Below are 22,295 nucleotides of genomic sequence, written 5' to 3'. Positions count from 1 at the left end.
AAGAGCGGCATTGACTGTGTACGGCCAATCCTACATGGTTGCCACTTTCCGTTTGTTTTTGGGGAGAACCGGCGTAGTGGCGGGCGGATGCCGGTGGTGCGTAGCCTGTTCGTAGGCATAGCAAAGCCGAACGAGTGTCGGTTCACTAAACGGCCGTCCGAAGAACTGCAAGCCTGCCGGTAAGTCGTTGTACGTAAAGCCCATCGGTACCGTGAAGGCTGGAAAGCCAGTAGGGGGCGACAGCGCATTGTTATTCGTGCCAGAGGGCGTATTCAGGTCGCCGATCAGCCGGGGCGGGTAGCTGAACGACGGATATACCAGCGCGTCGACGCCCGTTGAGTCCATCGCACGAAGCAGTAGCTGCCGCAGTCGTGCCCGTAACGCCATGTTTTTTGCCCAGCCTTTATGCGCTTCCGGAGATAGCGTATCGGCGTCGGCATCGAGCAGCGTCTTTTCGATAGATGGGTGGAACTGCCTTGATTTGATAATCGACCGCAGCGACTTATGGGGTGCGTTAGGCCCCAGATTAGCCAGATACAGGTTGAAATCGCGCCGGAGTTGCGGAATGGTGTCGAACGACTTATTGATCGTGTCCAGCTCCGGAACCCGTACCGAGTCGATAACGATAGCGCCGGCCATCCGCAGTTCATCCAGTGCTTTGTTGAAAAGTGCGTACACCTGCGGATCCGCGTTTTTGGGTGTAACCAACTGGCGAAACACACCGATTCTGGCTCCTTTCAACCCGTTTTTATCCAGAAATTGCCGATACGAAGCCGGAACGTTTCCCTTGCTTCGTTGGGTCACGGTGTCGGCCTGGTCGTAACCTGCGATCACGTCGAGTAGTCGAACGGCATCGTCGACGGTCCGGCAGATTGGCCCACCTGTGTCGTTGGTCATGGCGAGCGGGGCAATGCCATCCCGACTGACCAAGCCCAGCGTTGGCCGAAACCCCACCAGGCTCTGATGCGACGAAGGCCCTCGAATAGAACTGCCCGTATCGGTGCCTAACCCGATGGTGCCAAAATCGGCAGCTACTGCTGCTGCGGTTCCCCCGCTCGACCCGGCCGTTGTTCGGCGCGTGTCGTACGGATTATGGGAATAGCCGGGCAAAATCGAACTTACTGAAAAATGCCCCGATGTGGCAAATTCGGCCAGATTCGACTTGGCAATGATGATGGCCCCCGCATCCCGAATTCGCTTGATAACAAACGCATCGCGGGGTGGTACCGACGTCTTCATCGCCAGTGTCCCGTTGGTAGTGGGCATATCCGCCGTGTTGTAATTGTCTTTTACAATCACCGGAATCCCGTGGAGCGGCCCCACAAATTTACCTGTCGCTTTGTAGAGTGAATCGAGCCGGCGGGCTTCGATCAGCGCCTTCGGATTGACCATGATCAGCGCGTTGATAAAAGGCCCCTGTTTGTCGTAAGCCTCGATCCGGTCGAGATAAAGCTGAACCAACTGAACCGCCGTGAGCTTACCCGCCTGCATGGCTGTATGCAACTGCTCGACGGTGGCTTCGCGCAATTGCTTTGGCTTAAACGATTGCCCGTAACAGACGACAGAAAAAGTAACGAACAGAGCGATCAGTACTCGTTTTTTCATTCGGTAGGTACCACAGGCAGGGGTAAGTGTAGGGGCTGTACTAGCGCCTGTGGTAACCAAGATAAGCTATAGGACCAATGAATAAACTGATTTACAGGAAAAATGCAATACAATATTCGTTGATGATAGTCTGAGGCAAACTATTCACTTGTTAAGAAATCTCTGTTGTGTAAAACGGCCTACCGCGTATGCCATTTGGGCTGGTCGAGCGGGAGTCGTCGACCGTCGAAGTTGACGGGGAGGGGGCCGTAGTGCTTCACCAGATAATCGAGGATTGGCTTTTCGGTTTCGCCCAGATCCCACAGCTTTTGCGTGCGCTGCATCCAGCGGATACGCTCAATCCACTTGTCGCGGTCGAAGTGGCTTTGCAGCACCAGTTTGCTGTTGTGGCAAACGGTACATTGCCCTTTCACCAAAACCATGTTATCGTCGACGGCCAGCCCGGTTTCCGCATCGACCACCACGCCTTGCGGGTTGACGGCCGTAGCGGCTGTCGGAAGCGTTTCGGCGGTTACAGGCCCGGTTTCTTTCCTGGCCGTAGCTGGGCGGTGCATGACGCGTGTTTTGGGAGATGCCTTTTTCGCCGGAACCGGTTGCTGGGCAACCGGTTGCCGGGCCACCCACGCGCATAATAGCCATATGCACAGACTAGCGATTAGCCAGCGGTAGTTCGGGTTTGTTGATAGCTTATACATGACTTAGTTGAAAGAATATCTTGTCTCAAACAGCATCTTGCTGTTTGTTGCCGGTACAGTTACGCAAACAGCAGGATGCTGTTTGAGACAATTCGCGGTAGTCAGGACTTACACCACCTTTACCGCGATACGATGGCAGGCGTTGTTGATGTAGCCTTCGGGGTTCCACTGCGGCATGACCATTGGTTGCGATACGCCTTTGTCGTCGGTGGCCCGCGCCCACACTTCGTAGTAACCTTGCGTCGGGAAGCTCACGTCGGCGGTCCAGTGTTGCCACGCCAGGCGGTTTTTGGGCGCTTTCAGTTCCGCCTTCTGCCATGTTTCGCCGAAGTCGATCGAGACGTGCAGCTCCTTCGCGACCCGGTCGCCCGCCCACGCATGGCCCCGCAGCGACAGCTTCTGACCCATTGGTAGCTCTATGCCTGTCTGCGGAAACGTAATCACCGACTTGATGGGCATCGACTCGATAATCTTGAACTGATCGGCCGGTGGGTCAACGCCCGGTTGGACGGGATGGATGGGAACCCGGTAGCTTTTGCCGGTCATCTTGGCCCCGTCGTGGACTTTGTTGCGGACGGCTATCGTGTGCAGCCATTTCCCCGATACCGACGCGGGCCAGCCGCCAACGACCAGCCGTAGCGGGTAGCCGTGAACGAGCGGAATATCCTGCCCGTTCATGGCCCAGGCGATGAGCGTTTCGTCTTCGAGGGCTTTCGCGATGGGTACACCCCGCGAAATAACGGGTTGTTTTGGGTCGCGACTCAGGTGCAGGTCCTGCCCATAGTAGCCGATGTACACGGCCGTGTCGGTGATACCGGCGTCGGCCAACAGATCTTTCAGCCGGACGCCCGTCCATTCGGCACAGCTAACGCCCCCTTCGGTCCACTGATTACCGGCGGTTTTAGGAAAGTACCCGGCCCGGCCGTTGCCCCCGCATTCGAGCACCAGCTGGTAGGTGTAGGGTTTGAACTTGGTTTTGAGGTCGGCTAGCGTGTACGTTTTCGGCGCTTTTACAGACTCGCCGTTGATGGTCAGTGTCCAGTTTTTTACGTCGATCGATTCGGGAATCAGGCCGTTGTTCCGAATAAACATCTTGTCGGCGGGCGTCACCGCATCGTCGAGCAGATAGGCTGGCGTTTCTACATTCCACGGCTTGTCGTTCAGCACCACCATGTTCTTGTTTTTGGTGGCCATGGGGTCGATTTGCCCGTCGAATACCAGCGGTAAGTAATGCTTCGGCAGCCGGTCGGCGAAGACGATATTTGTGCCTAACAAACTTGTCAGCGTTGCCAGCGATGATGTTTTCAGAAAGCCCCGCCGGTTAAACAGCGCAGATTTGGGTTGAGTACGATCCATGTGAAATGAAGCAAAAGGGTTATGCAATTTACTTGAGATAGCAGAAAGACACTAGCTGAAAGACGGTATCATCGGCCCTGTTTTCTCCTATCGCACATCGTTCTTCGTTCTAAAATGCCAGAATCGCCCAGAGTGAAGCGGCTGAAATGAGCCCCCACAGCAGAATACCCTGTGCCAGCGGTTGCCAGCCCACCGCCCGGATGACTTTGCCCGATAAGCCCGCACCGATCAGAAATAGCGTCAGCGTCAGGCCGATGTGCGCCAGCTTCACCAGTACGTCGGCTACGGGCTGAATGGCGGGGAGATAGGTATGCACAATCATCGCCAGCACGAACAGGCCGATGAAGTAGGGGATGCTGATTCGGCCCTTGCCGGTTTTGAAAAGGGTCGCTGTACCGAGCGCAACGGGGATAATCCAGAGTGCCCGCGCCAGCTTGACGGTCGTCGCCACCTGCACCGCTTCCGGGCCGAACCGGGCAGCCGCCCCAACCACCGAACTCGTGTCGTGAATAGCCAGCGCGCACCACAGCCCGAATTGCTGCTGCGTCAGGTGCAGCCACTGCCCGATGGCGGGAAAAACCAGCAGCGCAACCGAATTGAGAATGAAAATGGTACCCAACGCAACGGACAACTGCTTTTCGTTTGCCCGTACCACCGGCGACAGCGCGGCAATGGCACTCCCGCCACAAATAGCCGTACCAGCCGCAATCAGGTGGGCCGTCACCCGGTCGATTTTCAGCCAGCGGCCCAGCAAAATCCCGACGGTCAGGGTGCCGGTTATAGACGCAACGGTAAACAGAACGCCTTCTTTACCCGCCTGTACGGCACTGTGTACGTCCATGCCGAAGCCCAGCCCGACCACCGACGCCTGCAAGAGCCAATGCGTGGCTTTACCATTAAGATGAATGTATGGATGACCGACGAACTGCGCGATAAGTAGACCAAGCAGCAGCGCCAGCGGGGGCGGCATCAGGGGTGTCAGGCAGAGAAGCACGGCCCCGAAAAATAGTAGTTGACGGGTGGTAAAACGGTGGTCGAGCAGCCGCTGCGCCTGTTGCTGCCAGGGGCGTGGGCGGGCGGTGTCGGTGGGTGGGTGCGCGGTGTTCATAGCCTGTACTATTTGTCGGCTACAAAGGTGCAAGGTGCGGTCGTGCCGGGCCAATCACGGCTACTGATACCCGATTACCGACGGTTATGCAGGTTGTTACGGTGTGGGTAGAAATGGCTATTCCCGGCGTTTGCCAGCTATGAACTCCCGGCAATCTCCCCCATGTTCGACGCCGTTATCGACATAATCGGTGTGAATCCGTTCGTAGCCGTACCCGACGATATACTGACTACCATCTTTGTTCAGTCGGGCAAAACCAGCGGAGCTATCCCCGTTGCCGGGCTACTCAACGGCCGACCGTATACCCAGACGCTTGTCCGCTACAAGGGACTTTGGCGGCTGTACATCAACACAATGATGTTGAAGCAATCGCCCCGGCGCGTGGGCGAAACGATTACGCTTACAATAGCCTACGACCCGATAGATCGAACCATAGCGGCACATCCGAAATGGGTGGAAGCATTGGCTGATAACCCCGAAGCACGCACCGTTTACGACGCCATGAGTCCGTCTCGACAGCAGGAGATGCTGCGCTATTTTGCCAAACTAAAGTCGGAAGAGCGCGTACTGGCCAACGTGGCAAAGGCTATCGGGTTTCTGTTGGGAAAGAACAGGTTCGTCGGCCGCGACAAACCCTGAAATCAGTAAGGCGACACACTCACTGACGTAGTATGCCTGGCCCGACTTTGGGAACAAAACTGTAGTACGTCGAACAGGTTGGTGTAAAGCCATCTATTATGAAAACCTGGTTGACCGTGCCGGTTAACGTAGTATATTGGGCTATAAACGAATACGGTATGTCTGTTCTGGAACAAATCGACGCGAAAGTCAGCCAGCTATCCCCCGAACTTCAGGCAGAGGTTTTGGATTTTGTAGAATTTTTGAATTACAAAAAAGCAAAAGATCAGCCGGTGAAAACTGACCCCACGCCCCAACTACCGAATAAGTTTGGTGCTGGAAAGGGATTAATTACATACATCGCAGAGGATTTTGACGCTCCACTAGATGATATGGAGGAATACATGCGATGAATCTACTACTGGATACGCACGTTGTCATCAGGTACATAACTGGCGACGAAAGTCTGCCGGAGCGCTGGCGCGAAATGACACACGTGTTAGCATATCAACAGCTGCCACTTCACCACCGCGACCCTTTTGATCGCATGTTGATTGCACAAGCGCAAGTCGAGCAATTAACAGTTATGACGCAGGACGCTAACTTTCCGCTTTACGACGTCGTGCTATTCCGATAGAGTTCCGATCATACCTAGTATAGTCGGGCCAGACACACTCGCTGATGTAGTGTGCCTGACCCGATTGAAGAAATAAGATTACTGCTCAAAATAAAATCCCGCGTTGAGGTCGCTGAGCAGGTCGGGGTGGGTGGGTTCCCAGCCCAGTTGGTCCCGCGTTTTCTGGTTCGATGTAGGGCAGTCCATGCTGGCAAAGTGCGCCATCCAACCGAAATGACTGGCTGCTTCATCGGGGTCTACGGACACAACGGGCACATTCAGGCGTTCGCCAATCAGTGCTGCAATTTGGCGGAATGTCAACCCTGTTTCGGCCGTTCCGTTGTAGCGGCTACCCGCCGTCCCGTTTTCCAATACCAACCGATACAAGCGGGCTGCGTCGAGCCGGTGTACGCCGGGCCAGCGGTTTGTACCATCGCCAATGTAGGCTGAAACACCTTTGTTGCGGGCAATGGTGATGAGCGCCGAAATAAAGCCGTGGTCATCGCCGGGACCGTGTACCGACGGAGCCAACCGGATCACCGACGTTCGGACGCCCAACGCTGTCTGTGCTATGGTAGCCGCTTCTGACAGGCGAACCGGCGAGGTTGAGGCATCGTCTTCCGTAATCAGATCACCGTTGCCGGGCTTTATTCCCAGTAAACCGCCCGTGGTGATGAGCGGGCGATCTGAACCCGCGAGTGTTTCGCCGAACGCTTCGATGACTCGCTTATCCGCAGCGGCTGCCGCGGCAAAGTTGGCGAAGTCGTGAGTGAAGGCGGTATGGATAACGGCATCGGCCGCATCGGCTCCGCGCGTCAGTCCGGTGATATCGTCGAGACTACCCATAAACGGTTCGCCCCCCGCTTCGGTAAGGGCTTTGGCCGACGACTCGGAGCGGACCAGACCAACGACCTGATGCCCGGCCCCGATTAATTCCCGAACAATAGCGGAGCCGACAAACCCGGAGGCTCCCGTAAGAAAAACACGCATGATAAGTTGAGATAATGATTGCTGACCTGGGTGGAACTTGTTACTTTCCGGTAGCAAAATTGCCGCAGTCAGTGGCTCCAATGCGAGGACATTTGTCACAAAAGCAGGCGCCGAGATCGAAGCGGACGTTTGCACCATCTGGCGCGATTTGCCGTTTACGCTGCAACCGGTTTAACCAACTTATGAATCAGCTCGATCTGTACCTACGCTCGAAAGGCCAGTTTACCGACGATGATCTGCTGCGCATACAAGCCTGCGCCACACCAGTATCCGTACGAAAGCGTCAGTCGCTGCTGTGTGCAGGCGATGTGTGTCGTCATAAGCTGTTTGTGCTCAGTGGGTTGCTGCGGGTCTACCGGGTTAGCAAAGACGGAGCGGAGTCAGTCATGCGGTTTGCCGCCGAAAGTCAGTGGGCAATCGACCCGGAAAGCTATGTCAACGAGACGCCGTCACACTGCTACATTGAGGCACTGGAAGATACGACCCTGCTGCTGTGGACGAAGGAAACCATGAACGAGCTGTTCGCGGCTATTCCTACGTTCAGGCAACTGTCGGACCGGGTGCGGGAGGAAAGTCACAACGAGAGCTTACAGCGAATTTTCGCCAACATCAGCTACACGGCCGAAGAGAAATATGACGCGTTTGTGGCCGAGCAGCCCGCCGTTCTCCGACGCGTACCGTTGCACATGGTGGCGTCGTATCTGGGTGTGACGCGGGAAACGCTGAGTCGTGTCCGGCAGAAGCATCACCAACTCCGGTAGTGCCTCACCGCCGGGCGTACTGCTGCCGGGTGAAACGCATAAACGTATCGGCCAGCCCCTCGCCGACGCCCTGCAACTGAATCGAATAAAAGTCGCGCCGAATGGTCAGGGCCGCTACGTCCAGTACGCGCAGGGTGCCGCTTTTTAGCTCGTCCTGGACCGCGAAAATCGAAATGAACGCCATACTGTCTGAGCTGCTCAGGTACGATTTTATGCCCTCCGTACTACCCAGTTGCAGGCCCAGCTTCAAATCTGTCAGGCGGAGGCCCGCTCCGCGCAGCGCGTGTTCAACCACTTCCAGCGACCCCGACCCGCGTTCGCGCAGTACAATCGGCACCGTCTTTAGTTCGTCCAGCGAAATCTCGTCGCGGCTGGCCAGCGGATGGTCAGCGCGGCAGACGAGCACCAGCTCATCCTTTACAAAGGGCGTGTAGCGAATGTCGCTGTGGTGCGTCCGCCCTTCCACCAGCCCCAGGTCAATATCATTGTTTAAAAGGGCCTGCTCGATCTGGTCGGTATTGCCGCTCAGCAGCGACAGCGTCACGTCGGGCGACTGTTCCTGAAACCGCGCCAGCACCGCCGGAATCACATATTGGGCAATGGTCGAACTGGCGCCCAGCCGCAGCCGCCCACCGGGTTGCCCCTTCATCGCGTTGAGGTCGAACTCGATCTGCCGATACACCCCCATAATCGTTTCGGCATGGCGCAGCAGCACGTTTCCCGCCGTGGTGAGGCTGATCTGATTCCCCCGCCGGTCGAACAGCGCCATACCCAGTTGACTCTCCAGTTCCTGAATGTGCTTGGTGATGGCGGGCTGGGTCACAAATAGTTCAGCGGCTGCTTTGGTAAAACTCAGCCGCTTGGCAACGGTATAAAAAACGGTCAGGCGAAAATCGAACATGTGGCAAGTTACAGAGAGCGAGGGATTCGAACTCGCAGTACCATTACGGCTACTCCAGCAGCGTGAAAATAGTGCGTTGGTTCACGGCGTGCTATTCGCGAAATACTATCACGGCTTAACTTCGTGAAAAATACAAAATCTATGACGATGATACAGACTATCGACGCAGCCGAACAGACGTGGGAAACCGTAACCGAAGGCGTTGAGAAAACGATGTTACGTAGTTTGCCGGGTGAAAAACGGACGCTGATTCGCATTGGCGCCGGGCGGGCCTTCCCCGTTCATGCCCACTCTGTTCCGGATGAGGTGTTCGTGGTCGATGGTGTGTATGTCGATCCGCAGGTAGAGAATGGACGCGAATTTGGGCCGGGCGCTTACCTGTATTACCCCGTCGGGACGGAGCACCACGCCACCAGCCCCAGCGGCTGCACGATTCTGGTCTGGAACGCCAACCGGTAGCTGGTTTTGCTTGTCATTCCGAGGTACGAGGAATCTTCGGATATTAGTGTAAACCGTTTGCTACCGAAGGTTCCTCGTACCTCGGAATGACAAAAATTAATGACTATGGAGCCAGTCTGTAGCTACTTCGCGATCATAAACAGCCCGGCGGCACCGATAAGGTAAACGATCAGCACCACGAACGAGTCGAGACCCATCCGGGCGATCTGGCGTTTCGGGCGAAACAGGGCACCGTAGATGTACGGTACCGTAACGAGTATGCCCAGCCCCGTCAGGTAAATGTCGCTTTTCTGGGCGGTGGGCAGCACGGGCTTGCCCGAAATGATCGTTGCCAGTGCCAGCAGGACGGGTAAAAAGGCGTTGCCACCGAATATGTCGCTGATGGCCAGCGTGTAATCTTTGTTTTTGATAGACGCGAGGCCCGTCGAGACTTCGGGTAGGGAGGTGGCCGCTGCCAGCACCGTGGCGCCGAAAATAACGCCGTCCATACCCAGCTTTTTCGACATCGCACCGCCACTTTCTTCCAGCGCAACCCCACCTGCCAGCGTTGCCAGCGCGGCAATGCCAAACAGCAGTACCGTTTTTCCCGTGCTACGTTTGTCGGTGTCCGACTGCCCCTTGCCGGGTGTGGTAGTGGGGGAACTGGCTTGCCAGGCTAGCCCGTTGTGCGACTTACCTACGAGCCAGACGCCCACCATCCAGACCCCAATCAGCAGGATACTGACCGGGGTAAGTCGGGCGAAAACAAGATCGTCGGGAAGCTGATGGCCTATCACAACCAGCGTGAGCATGGCGATGACAAGGGCGGCTTCCAGCACCGGCGTCAGCGACGATTGCTTGCTCGTCAGCGTATCCTGTTTGCCCACGCCGAAGGCATCCAGCAGCACCAGCACCACCGTTTGCAGGGCAATGCCACCCAGAATATTCCCCACCGCCAGTTCAATTTTGTTGCTCAGGGCAGCACTGACGGTAATAGCAATTTCGGGCAGGTTGGTCACGACAGCCAGTACGATGGTGCCGCCCAGTGCTTCGCCCAATTTAAAGCGTTTGTCGAGTGTGTCGGTGGTATCGGAAAGTGATGTACCGGCCCACCAGACAACGGCTGCGGCTACGACAAAAATGAGCAGTAGAACGAGTAGAGAGAGCGATTCGAACATAAGTGGCCGCGGGGAGCCAGCCGGAAATGCGTACAGCGCGACTAGTAGACGGTTCTAGTGATAACGCCGGAATCGGGCAGTGGGTTACGCCGGTACTACTGTCAACAAGCCAGAACAGCCGGGACAGGAGGCAGGCGTATGATTTTCTAGGGTGCGATCCATACTCGACCGTTTACGAATATGATTGTAGTGGGTTGCTTGTCAGGGATTTATATTTGATAGCAGGTGGTCTGGGGTTCAGGCCAGCCGCAACTTCCTCTTAAAACAACTCATGTTATGCGCTACAAACTTCCTGTATTGCCGTTTTTGCTGGCTGGGTGCGTTCTCTCCAGTTGCCAGGATCACCAGCTTACCGCCCCCATCCAGCCGACAGTGACTACACTGGTCAGGGGGCTGGTGGGTCCGATTGGGGTAGAAACCGACGCCAGTGGGCGGGTCTTTGTGAGCGAACAGGGAACGGGTAACAATGACGGTCGCGTATCGGAAATTGCGCCGGACGGTACGATACGGCCTGTGGTTACGGGCCTGTACTCGTTCAGACGCCCCGACAACGAGCTGGATGCAACCGACCACCTGCTTGCCGCCGATGGGATGCTGTACATCCTGAACGCGAAGGGGCTGTACACGATTAGTCTTGCTTCAATCAACGCTGGTAATGCGTCGGTTGCCGCAAGTAGTCTAACTCCGGAAAATATTCAGCAGTTTGTGATCGACTACAACTTCGCGCAGGACACGGGCGAATCGCACCTGTACAACATGACTCTGGGCCCCGATGGCGCACTGTATTTCGCCGACGCAGCCGCAAATGCGGTCATCAGGCGGTCGAAAACCGGGCAATTGAGTGTTGTGACGGCGGTGCCGGGCATCCCCAACCCAACTCCTGTTGGCCCACCGGTTATCCAGTCGGTTCCGACGGGGATTACCTACGATAGCCGACAGTTTGCCATGAGTACCTTGCTGGGTTTTCCCTTCCCGGCTGGCAAGGCGATGATCTACCGTATGGACCTCGGGGGTAACACCACCGTGTTCCAGCAAACGTTCAACAGTCTGGTCGATATTGAGAACGACGGAATCGGTAATTATCTGGTGCTCGAATTTGGTACGTTCGGGGCGCAGGGATTCACGCCAAAGACGGGCCGGTTATTACGGGCAAAAGGCTCCAGCAGCGACGTGATTCTGGATAACCTCAATATGCCGACCGACCTGAAAGTGGCCGACAATCACACCGCTTACCTACTGAGCATGGGCGACGGAACGCTGTCGAAAATCACGTTTTAAATACGGTATACGGTTTACAGTTGGCGTCATCACGCACCGGTCGCCCAGCGGGGAATTACCACCGTAAACCGTATACCGAAAACTGTACACCTACACAGATAACGTCTTCATGTACTCAGCATCGTTTTTCATGCTGACCAATACCTCACCGGGGTATTCTTCCTGCTCGACGATGTAATACTTCATGCCGTTTTCCATCGCGACGCGCAGCGTCTTTTTGAAGTCGACGGCTCCTTTGCCGAGGTCGTTCTGCACGGGTTTGCCATCCACTTTCTTGTAATCCTTGATGTGGCAGAGTTCGTAGCGCTTGCCGTACTTTTTCAGGTGCGCTTCGGTGTCCTGACCCGCTACGTCGATCCAGCACAGGTCCAGCTCGAACATCACGTTCTTGGGGTCGGTATTGGCCAGCAGGTACTCCTGCGGAATCTTGCCGTCGAGTGGTTTGAACGAGTAGTCGTGGTTGTGATAGCCGAATTTCATCCCGCTTTTTCGGGCCATTTCGCCAACGACGTTGAACCGGTCGGCAATGCGTTTCCAGTCGTCGAACGACTTCTGCGGGCCGATGTACGGGCAGAGGATATAGGTCAGGCCCGCGCCTTTCGCCATATCGAAGCTTTTTTGCAGTTCGCTGTCGTTGTCTTTCTGCTGGCCGTAGTTGAAGTGCGTGCTGACCATATTGACGCCGATGTCCTTGAGGAATGACTTCATCTCAGCGGGCGTCATGCCCCACAGAAAGCCCTGCTGACCGCTGTAGCTTTCAAACTGTTTATAGCCCATCTGAGCCAGCTGCGTCATCACGCCTTTGGGGTCTTTGCCGATAACGTCGCGTACGCTGTATAGCTGTACGCCGAATGGACTGATGGTTTTAGCAGGAGCACCAGCCAGTAGGCTGGTTTGGCTGAGGGTAAGAGCGCCAGCGGTCAGCAGGGCTGACTGCCGGATAAAATCGCGTCGTTGCATGATAAAAGTTGAGAATACTGAGGTAAAACGCGAATGTAAAGCTTTTCTACCGCTGAACGACTGTTTAGAAATTCACCGGCAAGGTCAGTACATTCGTTCGCGAAAAGCCTTTAAGGAGTCAGAAAACCGATAACACACCGAAAGCCGGTGCCTTCTTAACACAAGCTCCTATGTTTGTTTCAACCCGATTTCTGCTGACCGTACTAACCGGTGGCTTACTGATGATGAATAGCTGTTCCCCCAAGAAAGATGCTGAGCAAAAGGCCGGTATCGAAAAAGCGTCGTTCGGAACCCTGTCGGATGGGCAGGCCGTCGATCTGTACACCCTGCACAACGCGGCCGGTATGACCGCCAAAATTTCTACGTACGGCGGTGCCATCGTGTCGCTGACGGCCCCCGATAAGGAGGGCAAGTTTGAGGAAGTGACGCTGGGAATGGATTCGCTGGCGGGTTACGAAAAAGGCGTTCCGTTCTTTGGGGCGCTGATCGGCCGCTACGGCAACCGGATTGCGAAGGGGAAATTTACGCTCGACGGTAAGGCGTATACGCTGCCAACCAACAACGGCCCCAACAGTCTGCATGGTGGCGCGAAAGGCTTCGACAAACGCGTTTGGGCGGCTACGCCCATCGATGGCGACGAACCGGCGCTGAAACTGACCTACGTATCGAAGGATGGTGAAGAAGGTTACCCCGGCGCGCTGAGTGTGGAAGTGACCTATACGCTGCAAAAAGACAACGCGCTGAAGATCGACTACAAAGCCACGACCGATAAGCCGACCGTCGTAAACCTGACCAACCATACGTATTTCAACCTGACGGGTGGTGTGAAGCGCGATATCCTCGATCATGTCGTAACGATCTACGCCGACAAATTTATCCCCGTCAGCAAAGACCTGATCCCGACCGGGCAGCTGCAACCCGTAGCCGGTACACCCTTCGACTTTACCCAGCCCCGCGTCATCGGCAAGAGCATCAACGACTCGACCGACGTGCAGATCAAAAATGGCGGTGGCTACGACCACGCCTGGGTGCTGACCGACAGCAGCAAGACAATGAAAAAGGTGGCTACCGTGATGGAGCCAACGAGCGGCCGGGTGATGGAGGTGCAGTCGACCGAACCGGCGGTGCAGTTCTACACCGGCAACTTCCTCGACGGTACGCTGGAAGGACGGGGTGTAACGTTTAAAAAACGCTTTGCCCTTTGCCTCGAAACCGAGCATTATCCTGATTCGCCGAACCAGCCCAACTTCCCTTCGACGGTGCTGCGGCCGGGTCAGACATACCAGACCACGACGATCTATACTTTCTCGGCTAAATAAGGTCGAAGTGCCTGTAAGACAGCGATTTTGTTAAGATGCTGTTAAACCCGGCACAATGTTCCAACCAGGCCGGGGGCTTGTCCGTTTACCCGGAAATCGGGGGCGGCAAGCCCCGGCCGTTTCGTTACTAAACTGTCTGCCACCTTATGCCGATCGAATCATGAAAACTGTCGTTGGTGTCGTCATTGCGGTCATAATGGTGTTGCTGTCAGCCTACAGCGGCTTTGCTCAGGGCAAGTTTTCGCTGTCGGTCAGCGGGGCCCCAACGTACAGTTATTTAAAAGCTAAACAGACGTTTTTACTGCCAGGTAACAGTAACGGGAATATAATTCCTGTTGACGTTTCCAGTCGGATAACTGGTCGGGGGTATACGGTTGGGGTGATGGGTAAGTATGAATTTGTGCCACGCTGGTCGGTGTCGACAGGTGTCTGGATGAGTTATACCCGGACGGATATGCCAAGTGTTGAGACAAATACACCCAGTGTAGACTTTATTGTTGGTCAGACTCGTGGGCGTAATGTTCAGGTACCGGTACTGGTCAATTTTCAATCATCGACCCGGCGACTGTCGCCCTATTTCTCGGCAGGAGCTTTACTGAGTTTTCGGTCAACAAACTACCTGAACATTGGCAACGATCAGGAGATACGGATTAAGACGGGTAAACATGCCGTGACGGTCGTGCCAACCGTCGGGGTGGGGGCTATTTACCGAATGAGCAATCACCTGTCGCTGGCCGTTCAGCCAACGTTCAATTATTACCTGCCACAAGGTACGTATTCGTCGTATTTTTCGGGCCGGGCCAGTCTGCAAACGCAGGTGTTTTATACGTTTTAAGCAATGTCGATAGTTCGATTCTTATTGTTTTTACCGCTGCTGTTTCTCTCGATTAGCGGTCAGGCGCAGAAAAAACCGTCTTTCCGGGTTATCGCGTTCTACACCGCAAAAAACGATCAGGCGCACATCAGCTTCGTGCATGAAGCCAACCGCTGGTTTCCGAAAATGGCAGCACAGCACGGCTTTCAGTACGATTCAACCAGCGACTGGACTAACCTGAACGCCAATTTCCTGTCGCGCTATCAGGTCGTGCTGTTTCTCGACACGCGTCCCGACGACCCGGCGCAGCGGGCGGCATTTCAGCAATACATGGAGCGGGGCGGGGGCTGGATGGGCTTTCACTTTTCCGCCTTTGCCCTGACACCATCGACTTATCCGCAGAACTGGAACTGGTACCACGACACGTTTTTGGGCTCGGGTCAGTACGGCAGCAACACCTGGCGACCGACCTCGGCCATTCTGCGCGTCGAAGACCCGAAGCATCCCGCTACGCGCCACCTGCCGCGAACGTTTAAAGCGTCGCCGAATGAATGGTATCGCTGGCAGAACGACCTGCGGAAGAACTCTGACATCGACATTCTGCTGGCTGTCGATTCAACGAGCTTTCCGCTTGGTACTGGTCCCAAACCGCACGAAATCTGGCACAGCGGCTACTACCCCGTCGTCTGGACGAACAAGCGGTACCGCATGCTGTACCTCAACATGGGCCACAACGACATCGACTACGAACACGGTACCAATCAGGAGCTATCGTCGACCTTTAGCAGTCCCGAGCAGAACCAGCTAATTCTGGATGGGTTGCTGTGGTTGGGAGCGAGGTCGCACTAGTCCTGACTGCTGTGGTCGCTGATGATGAACCACTGACCTTTTAGTTTGCGCCACAACAGCGTGAAATGGCCGTCTGCATTGCCGACCTGCGGGCGGGTCAGGTGGTAGGCGCCGATGACGTAAGCGATGTTTGGGGCCGGAAAGTCGATCTGGAGAATGTCGAATTTAAGCTGGCCCATAGCCGCCCGGCTGGGATAGCGTTTTTTGTAGTTGGCGAGCGTGGCTTTGTAACCGTAGGTGATGCCCGCTTTGCCCACAAACGTCAGCGAATCCGAACGCCAGTAGCCATTCATAAACCGCTCAGTCCGGCCGCTGTTCCAGTCGACAGTTTGCTGTTTCAGGATCAGCAGAATGGCCCGGCGATCTTTATCGGCGGAGGTTTCTTTTTGCTGGGCAAAGCCGGGCAGCGTGAGTAACAGAAGTACGAGAACGGACAGGTAGCGCATAGTAACTGGTTTTCGGTAAAACTACAGTACCAACGCGTTTGCCAAACAGGTGACGGCCCGTTTGCCGGGAAAAGTGCCCATTTTGCCCACATTTTCGCGTAGTTTAGTGCATTGTTAGCGCGTGTAGCGCACAGGTCCAGGCTACGCAACTGCGCCAGTCACCGTAAACTGTAAACCGAAAACCGTATACTGCTCCACTATGAAAGCGATCCTCTGCCAGCAGTATGGCCCGCCCGAAACGCTTACGCTAGCTGACCTGCCCGACCGGCAACCCGGTGCCGGACAGGTGCTGATCGATGTAGAAGCCTGCGGGGTCAACTTTCCGGATACGCTCATCATTGAAGGGAAATACCAGATCAAACCGCCTATGCCGTTTGCGCCGGGGGGTGAAGTGGCTGGGCGCGTAGTGGCTGTGGGGGAGGGGGTTACCCGGTTTAAGACCGGTGACCACGTCTTTGCTATGACTGGTTACGGTGGTTTTGCCGAACAGGTCGTGGCCGATGCCAATGCTACGCTGCCCATGCCCGATGGGATGGATTTCGTCACGGCCGCGTCGACGATGTATACCTACGGCACGTCGTACCACGCGCTGAAAGACCGGGCCAATCTCCAGCCCGGCGAAACGCTGTTGGTGCTGGGTGCTGCCGGGGGCGTTGGGCTGGCGGCTGTGCAACTGGGTGTGCTGATGGGTGCCCGGGTCATCGCGGCTGCGTCGACCGACGAGAAACTGGCCGTTTGCCGCCAGCTGGGGGCATCGGAAACAATCAATTACACCACCGAAGACCTGCGTGAGCGTGTCAAAGAACTGACCGCTGGCAAGGGTGTCGACGTCGTGTACGACCCCGTGGGTGATCGCTTTGCCGAACCGGCCATCCGGTCGCTGGCGTGGCGGGGACGGTACCTGGTCGTCGGTTTTGCAGGGGGCAGTATTCCGAGCATCCCGCTGAATCTGGCGCTGCTCAAAGGAGCGGCCATCGTAGGCGTGTTCTGGGGGCGTTTGCCCAGCGTGAGCCGAAACTGAGCATGCAGAATTTTAGTCAGTTGCTTCGCTGGATTACGGACGGGCAGCTGAAACAGCATATTTACAAACAGTATTCCTTAACCGAGGCCCCTGCCGCCCTCCGCGATCTGCTCGATCGGACGGTGATTGGCAAGGCGGTCGTTGTCATTGATAAACCATGAGACTTGAAAATCGGGTTGCCATCATTACCGGAGCCGCACGCGGTATCGGGCGCGGAGCCGCCGAACGGTTCTGCCAGGAAGGAGCCACCGTTATCATCTGGGACGTGCTGCCCGACGGTGAAGCCACCGCCCGCGAGCTGACCCAACAGGGCTATCGCTGCGATTTTATGACCGTCAGTACCACCGACGTGCCCGCTATCGAAGCGGCTGCCCGCGACGTGATCGATCGCTACGGCCGCATCGACATACTCATCAACAACGCGGGTATCACGCGCGACAAAAGCCTGCTCAAAATGTCGTACGGCGAATGGCAACAGGTGATCGACGTGAACCTGACGGGGGTGTTCAACTGCACGAAAGTCGTAGCACCCTATATGGTCGAGCAGCAGTACGGCCGGATCATCTGCACCTCGTCGATCAACGGCGTACACGGCGCGTTTGGGCAAACCAACTACGCAGCCGCCAAAGCGGGCATTATCGGCATGGTACGGTCGTGGGCGAAAGAACTGGGACCGAAAGGCATCACGGCCAACGCTGTTGCGCCCGGCTTTATCCAGACCGCCATGACCGACGCTATGCCGGAAGATGTGAAAGCCAAAGCCATCGCCACGATTCCTGCCCGGCGCATCGGTCAGCCCGCCGACATCGCCAACGCATACCTGTTCCTGGCGTCCGACGAGTCATCCTTCGTCAACGGTCACGTGCTGGCCGTCAATGGTGGGCAGGCGATCTGACGATAGTTTAAGGTTTAGGGTTTAACGTTCAAGGTTGCGCTGGGTACTGCGACGACCTTGAATCACAAACCTTGAACGTTAAACCTTAAACGTTGAACCAACTCATGAACCCCATTCGCAAATTCTATCAGGACTACAAGCCGTACATCTTTTCGGATGGCTGGTACTATGTCTTTATTCTGGTCTTTATCTTGTTGCTGTTTATTTTCTTTAGCTAGATGGCTGCATTACCGGCCGTTCTGGCCATTATCAATCCGCTGTCGGGTACGGCCTCTCCGGGAGCTAAAGCGCGGCTGAGCGACTACATCATACGGCAGGCCGAAGCGACCAGCTATGTGCCCGAACTGATTGTGACGGAAGGGCCCGGCCACGCAACCGAACTCGCCACCGATGCCGTAAGGCGGGGTATCACCCGCGTCCTGGCCGTGGGGGGCGACGGCACTATCAACGAAACGGCCCGCGCCCTGCGGCAATCAAATACCGCCCTCGGTATCGTACCGATTGGGTCGGGAAACGGGCTGGCCCGGCATCTGGGCGTACCGCTCGACCCGCAGCGTGCCGTGCGGGCCGCCCTCAGCGGTCGGCCCGTCGTGATCGACAGCGCGACGATCAACGATCACCCATTTTTCTGCACGGCGGGATTTGGCTTCGAAGCCTATGTGGCCCATGCCTTCGCCCGGCAACCGGTGCGCGGCTTGCCGACGTACATTCGCACCTCGTTCGATGCGTTTCTGCGCTACAGGCCGGAGCGGTATGTGGTCGATGGGGCGGAGAAAGAGCTGTTTTCCATGACGTTTGCCAACGCCGGGCAGTTTGGCAACAACGCCTGGATGGCACCCACCGCCAACATCGCTGATGGGCGGCTGGAGCAGTGCGAAGTGCGTCCGTTTCCGATGCAGGCGGGGGGGATACTGGCGTGGCGGCTTTTCAACAAAAGCATCAATCAGTCGCCCTACTGGCGCGGCACGAGTATCAAACACGCGACGGTGCAGGCCGACCGCCCGTTGCTCATCCACGCCGACGGCGAACCGCTCACCCTGCCCGATGGCCGCGCCGACATCCGTATCCTGCCCGGTAGCCTGCTGGTGCTGCTGTGAGCACATTACCAGCAATCTGACTATGTAACCCCCCACCGTATGATCCATATCTACTGTTTTGTTAGCCGTTCGTATCGGCTGTGTATGTTGCTGTTGCTGGCCTGCGTGACTCTCGCCGAAGCACAGGTAAATCAAGTCCCGACGATTCAGTGGCAGCAACTGCTTGGTTCGTCGCGAGGATCAAGCCCATATCAGGCACGGGTAGTTCGCGCCAGTAGTGACGGTTTTGCTGTTCTACACGGAAAGGTGATTCGCCTGAACGAGTCAGGTAATACGATCTGGGAGACTACGCTACCCAACCCACCCGAATACCCCGGTTATTCTACTATCACGACCCACATTGCCGCAGCGCCCGACGGGGGTTTTGGCGTGCTGGCCTACAATCGGTTTAAGTGGTCGTTGTTTCGCCTAAACGCAGACGGCAGTATTCGCTGGAATAAATCATTTGTTGAGAGCACAGAAACATCGACTTCGGCAACACGGGAGTTTTACTCGCTGATTTGCACGGCTGACGGTGGGTTTCTGGCCGTCTCCACCATGGGCTATTCACGAAGTTCGTTCGGAACGGACTTGTATAAGTTTGACGCGGATGGAAATAATACGATAAAGAGTGATGTCGACATACCTGCCGGAAACGAGCCACGGACTTATTCCGACGCAAAACAAATTGTACAGATGCCAGACGGTACGTACATACTGGTCGGCAAGGCTAACGGAGCCTCCTCTTCACCAGCCGACTGGGTAGTTAAACTGAACTCCCAACTGGCCGTGATCTGGCAGAAAAATAAGGGTGGTCGTGGCTTGGACAACGTCATTATAAGCCCCTATGATAACACCGCCACGATTGCTGTTGGCTCGACTACGGTAGCTGAAACGCGAACGGTTAGAATCAGTACGAATGGCGATTTGGCTGAGGATAGCCCCCTGTCTAATCGAGTAAATTTCACCACCTCATTTCTGGTTGCCGGTAACAACCCGGCCAGCCATACCACCGCTGATGTCGTCAATGAGCGGCAGGGAGATATTCGGATGCAGACGGTTGTGGGTAAAGATTTGGCCTACCAGCAAAAGCTGGGCGGTTCCGGTACCGAAACCGTTACAGGGGTTGTTGCGGGGGCTGATGGTGGCTTTTTAGTGATCGGAACCACCACATCAACCGATGGCGATATACAGGGAAAAACGAACACGGACGCAGTGGTCTGGCTTGTCAAAGTAGGGCCGATTTCAAACGACATATATTCGGTTAAGTCGGGCAACTGGAACGACCCCACCGTCTGGTCCTGCAACTGTATACCCGCCAGCTACAGCGACGTGACGATCAAAGACCCGCACATCATTACCCTCGACTCGACCATGCCGATGGCGATCTGTCAGAATCTGGAAATTATCGGTACGTTTTCGATGCAGGGCGGTTCGCTGTCGATAAATGGCACGCTACTTACGCTGGACGGTGATAACCTGACGACGAATTAGCCAACCTATCGGCGTATAGCGGGAATCGTTATGTAACTGTTTTGCATATGAGTGGCGAGTAGTTTCATATGTACGTGAAGGTACGCTAATTTTATCAACAAATTATTGCTGTTCAGGCACGTGTTGTAGCAGGATAGGCACATTTGTTGACCGAAAGAAAGGTGGAGAATTTGTGTACTGAGGGATGAGGGTAGACGAGAAGCAACTACGATTGCTTAGGATGATGGACGAGATCGATAATCACGCCATTATTCTGCTGGACGAACAGGGCAATATTGAAACCTGGAACAAGGGAGCTGAGAAAATAAAAGGGTATACGGCCAGTGAGATCGTTGGCCGGAATTTTCGGGTTTTTTATCCCGAAGCTGATTGCCAGGCTGGCTTGCCCGCTCAACTGCTGGCCGAAGCCGCAGCCACGGGCAAAGTGTATCACGAAGGCTGGCGGCTCCGGCAGGACAAAACCCGGTTCTGGGGGGCCGTCACAATCACCGCTTCGCGTAACGAACAGGGCCAGCTGATCGGATTTGCCAAGATTACCCGCGACCTGAGCGAGCGGATGGCAGCTGAAACGACAATCCGACTGCACGCCCAGGACCTCGAAACGCGGAATAAAGAACTGGAACAGTTCGTCTACATCGCGTCGCATGATTTGCAGGAGCCGCTGCTAAACGTGGGTAATTTTGTCGAGTTGCTCCAGCTCGAATATGCCGATAGCTTCGATGATGGAGCCAGGCTATATCTGGACATTATCAACCAGAGTACCTACCGGATGCGTAACCTGATCAAGGGGTTGCTGGATTATGCCCGGATCGGGCGGGAGAAAACGTTTGTCGCGACCGATTGCCAGGAGCTGGTCGACTTTGTGAAGGAGGACCTTACGGCGAAGCTGGCCCTGACGGCGGGAACGCTGCGGTACAGCCAGCTGCCCCAGGTGATGGTCTACCCGACAGAACTACGGCAGCTGTTTCAGAACCTGATTTGCAACGCCCTCAAATTTACGAAACCGGGCCAGCCGCCGGTCGTGACGGTCGCGGCCGAGATGCGGGGTAAGTACTGGCAGTTTTCCGTCAACGATAACGGCATAGGGATCGAGCCAGCCTACCGGGAGAAAATTTTCAAAATTTTTCAGCGGCTGCACACCCGCGAAACCTACGAAGGCAACGGCATTGGCCTGGCTCACAGCAAAAAAATTGTGGAGATGCACGGCGGAGAACTGTGGGTCGAGTCGGTGCTGGGTGCGGGTAGCACGTTTTTCTTCACCATTCCTGTGCATCAGTCAGGCCATCCAACTAATCAGACAGCATGAAAAAATTCACCGATCTGAACAGCATTCTGCTGGTCGACGACGATAAGTTTACCAACCTCGTACACACCAAGGTAATCGAGCGTACCAAGTTGGGCGTGTCCGTAAAGGCGATCAACAACGTCACCGACGCGATCGCTTTTCTGACGCAGGAGAAGGCAGCCACCGATCAGCCGAATATTATCTTTCTGGATATTAATATGCCCGGTCTGACTGGCTGGGATTTTATGGCACTCTACGATCAGCTTGACGAGCGCCACAAGGCCAACGTGATTGTGGTTATGCTTACTACCTCGCTCAACCCCGACGACTACCAGCGGGCTAAACTCAACGGGCACATCGTTGATTTTCTGCACAAACCACTCCGACCTGATATGCTGCTTGACGTTGCCAGCCGGTATTTCCATGCTGAAGATGCTGTGGGCGAGTAGCAGGTTTACCGCACCGGGACCGGGCCTGCCCGTTCGGTTCGTGAAGTCAGTGACGAACAGGTACTAGCGCGGTTGGGTCGTCGCTGGTTTTCTGCGCGCAGACCGCCGATGTTGGCGTATTTTCCGCCGATAAGCCCGATATT

23 protein-coding genes and 1 pseudogene are annotated in these 22,295 nt (G+C 55.7%); 15 read left to right on the top strand and 9 right to left on the bottom strand.

The window, feature by feature from the left end; translation table 11 throughout:
- Positions 1–30: 30 nt before the first annotated feature.
- From HH216_RS22140 to HH216_RS22125, 4 genes are all read right to left on the bottom strand, one after another.
- Positions 31–1,605, bottom strand: a complete 1,575-nt coding sequence (locus tag HH216_RS22140; RefSeq protein WP_169552840.1) for an amidase family protein — start codon at positions 1,603–1,605, stop codon at positions 31–33.
- Between the two features lie 179 nt (positions 1,606–1,784).
- On the bottom strand, positions 1,785–2,300 hold the full coding sequence (locus HH216_RS22135) for a hypothetical protein (RefSeq protein ID WP_169552839.1): 516 nt from the start codon (positions 2,298–2,300) through the stop codon (positions 1,785–1,787).
- A 108-nt stretch (positions 2,301–2,408) separates the two neighbouring features.
- On the bottom strand, positions 2,409–3,656 hold the full coding sequence (locus HH216_RS22130) for a sulfite oxidase (RefSeq protein ID WP_169552838.1): 1,248 nt from the start codon (positions 3,654–3,656) through the stop codon (positions 2,409–2,411).
- Positions 3,657–3,765: 109 nt separating this feature from the next.
- Complete coding sequence (locus HH216_RS22125; protein ID WP_169552837.1) at positions 3,766–4,764, bottom strand: YeiH family protein; 999 nt, start codon at positions 4,762–4,764, stop codon at positions 3,766–3,768.
- 162 nt (positions 4,765–4,926) lie between these two features.
- Here HH216_RS22125 and HH216_RS22120 point away from each other — a divergent pair, with 162 nt between their 5' ends.
- The 3 genes from HH216_RS22120 to HH216_RS26775 all read left to right on the top strand — a co-directional run bounded on the left by HH216_RS22120 (position 4,927) and on the right by HH216_RS26775 (position 6,019).
- Positions 4,927–5,403 (top strand): YdeI/OmpD-associated family protein, encoded by a 477-nt coding sequence (locus tag HH216_RS22120; protein WP_169552836.1) that lies wholly within the window; start codon positions 4,927–4,929, stop codon positions 5,401–5,403.
- Positions 5,404–5,561: 158 nt separating this feature from the next.
- Positions 5,562–5,795, top strand: coding sequence for a type II toxin-antitoxin system VapB family antitoxin (vapB, locus tag HH216_RS22115; protein WP_169552835.1), 234 nt, complete (start codon positions 5,562–5,564; stop codon positions 5,793–5,795).
- Entirely contained in the window at positions 5,792–6,019 is a 228-nt protein-coding gene (locus HH216_RS26775; protein ID WP_169552834.1) for a type II toxin-antitoxin system VapC family toxin, read from the top strand. The genes vapB and HH216_RS26775 overlap by 4 nt, the downstream gene beginning before the upstream one ends.
- A 78-nt stretch (positions 6,020–6,097) precedes the next feature.
- On the opposite strand, the gene HH216_RS22105 is transcribed toward HH216_RS26775, so the two are convergent.
- The gene (locus HH216_RS22105; RefSeq protein ID WP_169552833.1) at positions 6,098–6,988 is read right to left on the bottom strand and encodes an SDR family oxidoreductase; all 891 of its coding nucleotides are present in this window, start codon (positions 6,986–6,988) and stop codon (positions 6,098–6,100) included.
- 182 nt (positions 6,989–7,170) lie between these two features.
- Between HH216_RS22105 and HH216_RS22100 the strand changes: the two genes are divergently transcribed.
- Positions 7,171–7,749, top strand: coding sequence for a Crp/Fnr family transcriptional regulator (locus HH216_RS22100; protein ID WP_169552832.1), 579 nt, complete (start codon positions 7,171–7,173; stop codon positions 7,747–7,749).
- A gap of 4 nt (positions 7,750–7,753) precedes the next feature.
- On the opposite strand, the gene HH216_RS22095 is transcribed toward HH216_RS22100, so the two are convergent.
- On the bottom strand, positions 7,754–8,650 hold the full coding sequence (locus HH216_RS22095; protein WP_169552831.1) for a LysR family transcriptional regulator: 897 nt from the start codon (positions 8,648–8,650) through the stop codon (positions 7,754–7,756).
- Between the two features lie 141 nt (positions 8,651–8,791).
- On the opposite strand from HH216_RS22095, the gene HH216_RS22090 reads away from it, so the two are divergent.
- Positions 8,792–9,109, top strand: coding sequence for a cupin domain-containing protein (locus HH216_RS22090; RefSeq protein WP_169552830.1), 318 nt, complete (start codon positions 8,792–8,794; stop codon positions 9,107–9,109).
- Positions 9,110–9,231: 122 nt separating this feature from the next.
- On the opposite strand, the gene HH216_RS22085 is transcribed toward HH216_RS22090, so the two are convergent.
- Complete coding sequence (locus tag HH216_RS22085) at positions 9,232–10,266, bottom strand: sodium:calcium antiporter (RefSeq protein ID WP_169552829.1); 1,035 nt, start codon at positions 10,264–10,266, stop codon at positions 9,232–9,234.
- A 276-nt stretch (positions 10,267–10,542) separates the two neighbouring features.
- Between HH216_RS22085 and HH216_RS22080 the strand changes: the two genes are divergently transcribed.
- Entirely contained in the window at positions 10,543–11,544 is a 1,002-nt protein-coding gene (locus tag HH216_RS22080) for a ScyD/ScyE family protein (RefSeq protein ID WP_169552828.1), read from the top strand.
- Positions 11,545–11,634: 90 nt separating this feature from the next.
- Here the strand turns inward: HH216_RS22080 and HH216_RS22075 are convergent, their stop codons facing one another.
- The gene (locus tag HH216_RS22075; protein ID WP_169552827.1) at positions 11,635–12,504 is read right to left on the bottom strand and encodes a sugar phosphate isomerase/epimerase family protein; all 870 of its coding nucleotides are present in this window, start codon (positions 12,502–12,504) and stop codon (positions 11,635–11,637) included.
- Positions 12,505–12,674: 170 nt separating this feature from the next.
- On the opposite strand from HH216_RS22075, the gene HH216_RS22070 reads away from it, so the two are divergent.
- The 3 genes from HH216_RS22070 to HH216_RS22060 all read left to right on the top strand — a co-directional run bounded on the left by HH216_RS22070 (position 12,675) and on the right by HH216_RS22060 (position 15,486).
- Positions 12,675–13,823: an aldose epimerase family protein gene (locus tag HH216_RS22070; RefSeq protein ID WP_169552826.1), complete on the top strand. Its 1,149-nt coding sequence runs from the start codon at positions 12,675–12,677 to the stop codon at positions 13,821–13,823.
- Positions 13,824–13,983: 160 nt separating this feature from the next.
- Positions 13,984–14,658 carry an outer membrane beta-barrel protein gene (locus tag HH216_RS22065; RefSeq protein WP_169552825.1) on the top strand — a complete coding sequence of 225 codons (675 nt, stop codon included), beginning with the start codon at positions 13,984–13,986 and terminating at the stop codon, positions 14,656–14,658.
- Positions 14,659–14,661: 3 nt separating this feature from the next.
- On the top strand, positions 14,662–15,486 hold the full coding sequence (locus HH216_RS22060) for a ThuA domain-containing protein (protein WP_169552824.1): 825 nt from the start codon (positions 14,662–14,664) through the stop codon (positions 15,484–15,486).
- Here the strand turns inward: HH216_RS22060 and HH216_RS22055 are convergent.
- On the bottom strand, positions 15,483–15,932 hold the full coding sequence (locus tag HH216_RS22055; RefSeq protein ID WP_169552823.1) for a YybH family protein: 450 nt from the start codon (positions 15,930–15,932) through the stop codon (positions 15,483–15,485). The two genes, HH216_RS22060 and HH216_RS22055, sit on opposite strands and share 4 nt — an antisense overlap.
- 199 nt (positions 15,933–16,131) lie before the next feature.
- Here HH216_RS22055 and HH216_RS22050 point away from each other — a divergent pair.
- The 6 genes and pseudogenes from HH216_RS22050 (at position 16,132) to HH216_RS22025 (ending at position 22,152) form a co-directional block, all read left to right on the top strand.
- A pseudogene (locus tag HH216_RS22050) lies at positions 16,132–17,114 on the top strand (NADPH:quinone oxidoreductase family protein).
- The gene (gene fabG, locus HH216_RS22045) at positions 17,111–17,848 is read left to right on the top strand and encodes a 3-oxoacyl-ACP reductase FabG (protein WP_169552822.1); all 738 of its coding nucleotides are present in this window, start codon (positions 17,111–17,113) and stop codon (positions 17,846–17,848) included. The pseudogene HH216_RS22050 and the gene fabG overlap by 4 nt, the downstream one beginning before the upstream one ends.
- A gap of 218 nt (positions 17,849–18,066) precedes the next feature.
- On the top strand, positions 18,067–18,945 hold the full coding sequence (locus HH216_RS22040) for a diacylglycerol/lipid kinase family protein (protein WP_169552821.1): 879 nt from the start codon (positions 18,067–18,069) through the stop codon (positions 18,943–18,945).
- A gap of 39 nt (positions 18,946–18,984) precedes the next feature.
- The gene (locus HH216_RS22035) at positions 18,985–20,418 is read left to right on the top strand and encodes a hypothetical protein (protein ID WP_169552820.1); all 1,434 of its coding nucleotides are present in this window, start codon (positions 18,985–18,987) and stop codon (positions 20,416–20,418) included.
- Positions 20,419–20,638: 220 nt separating this feature from the next.
- Positions 20,639–21,724, top strand: coding sequence for a sensor histidine kinase (locus HH216_RS22030; RefSeq protein ID WP_217371878.1), 1,086 nt, complete (start codon positions 20,639–20,641; stop codon positions 21,722–21,724).
- Positions 21,721–22,152 (top strand): response regulator, encoded by a 432-nt coding sequence (locus HH216_RS22025; RefSeq protein WP_169552818.1) that lies wholly within the window; start codon positions 21,721–21,723, stop codon positions 22,150–22,152. The genes HH216_RS22030 and HH216_RS22025 overlap by 4 nt, the downstream gene beginning before the upstream one ends.
- Positions 22,153–22,295 lie beyond the last annotated feature (143 nt).

The organism is Spirosoma rhododendri (assembly GCF_012849055.1).
Lineage (GTDB): Bacteria > Bacteroidota > Bacteroidia > Cytophagales > Spirosomataceae > Spirosoma > Spirosoma rhododendri.
This window is presented reverse-complemented; position numbering and strand designations above follow the sequence as displayed.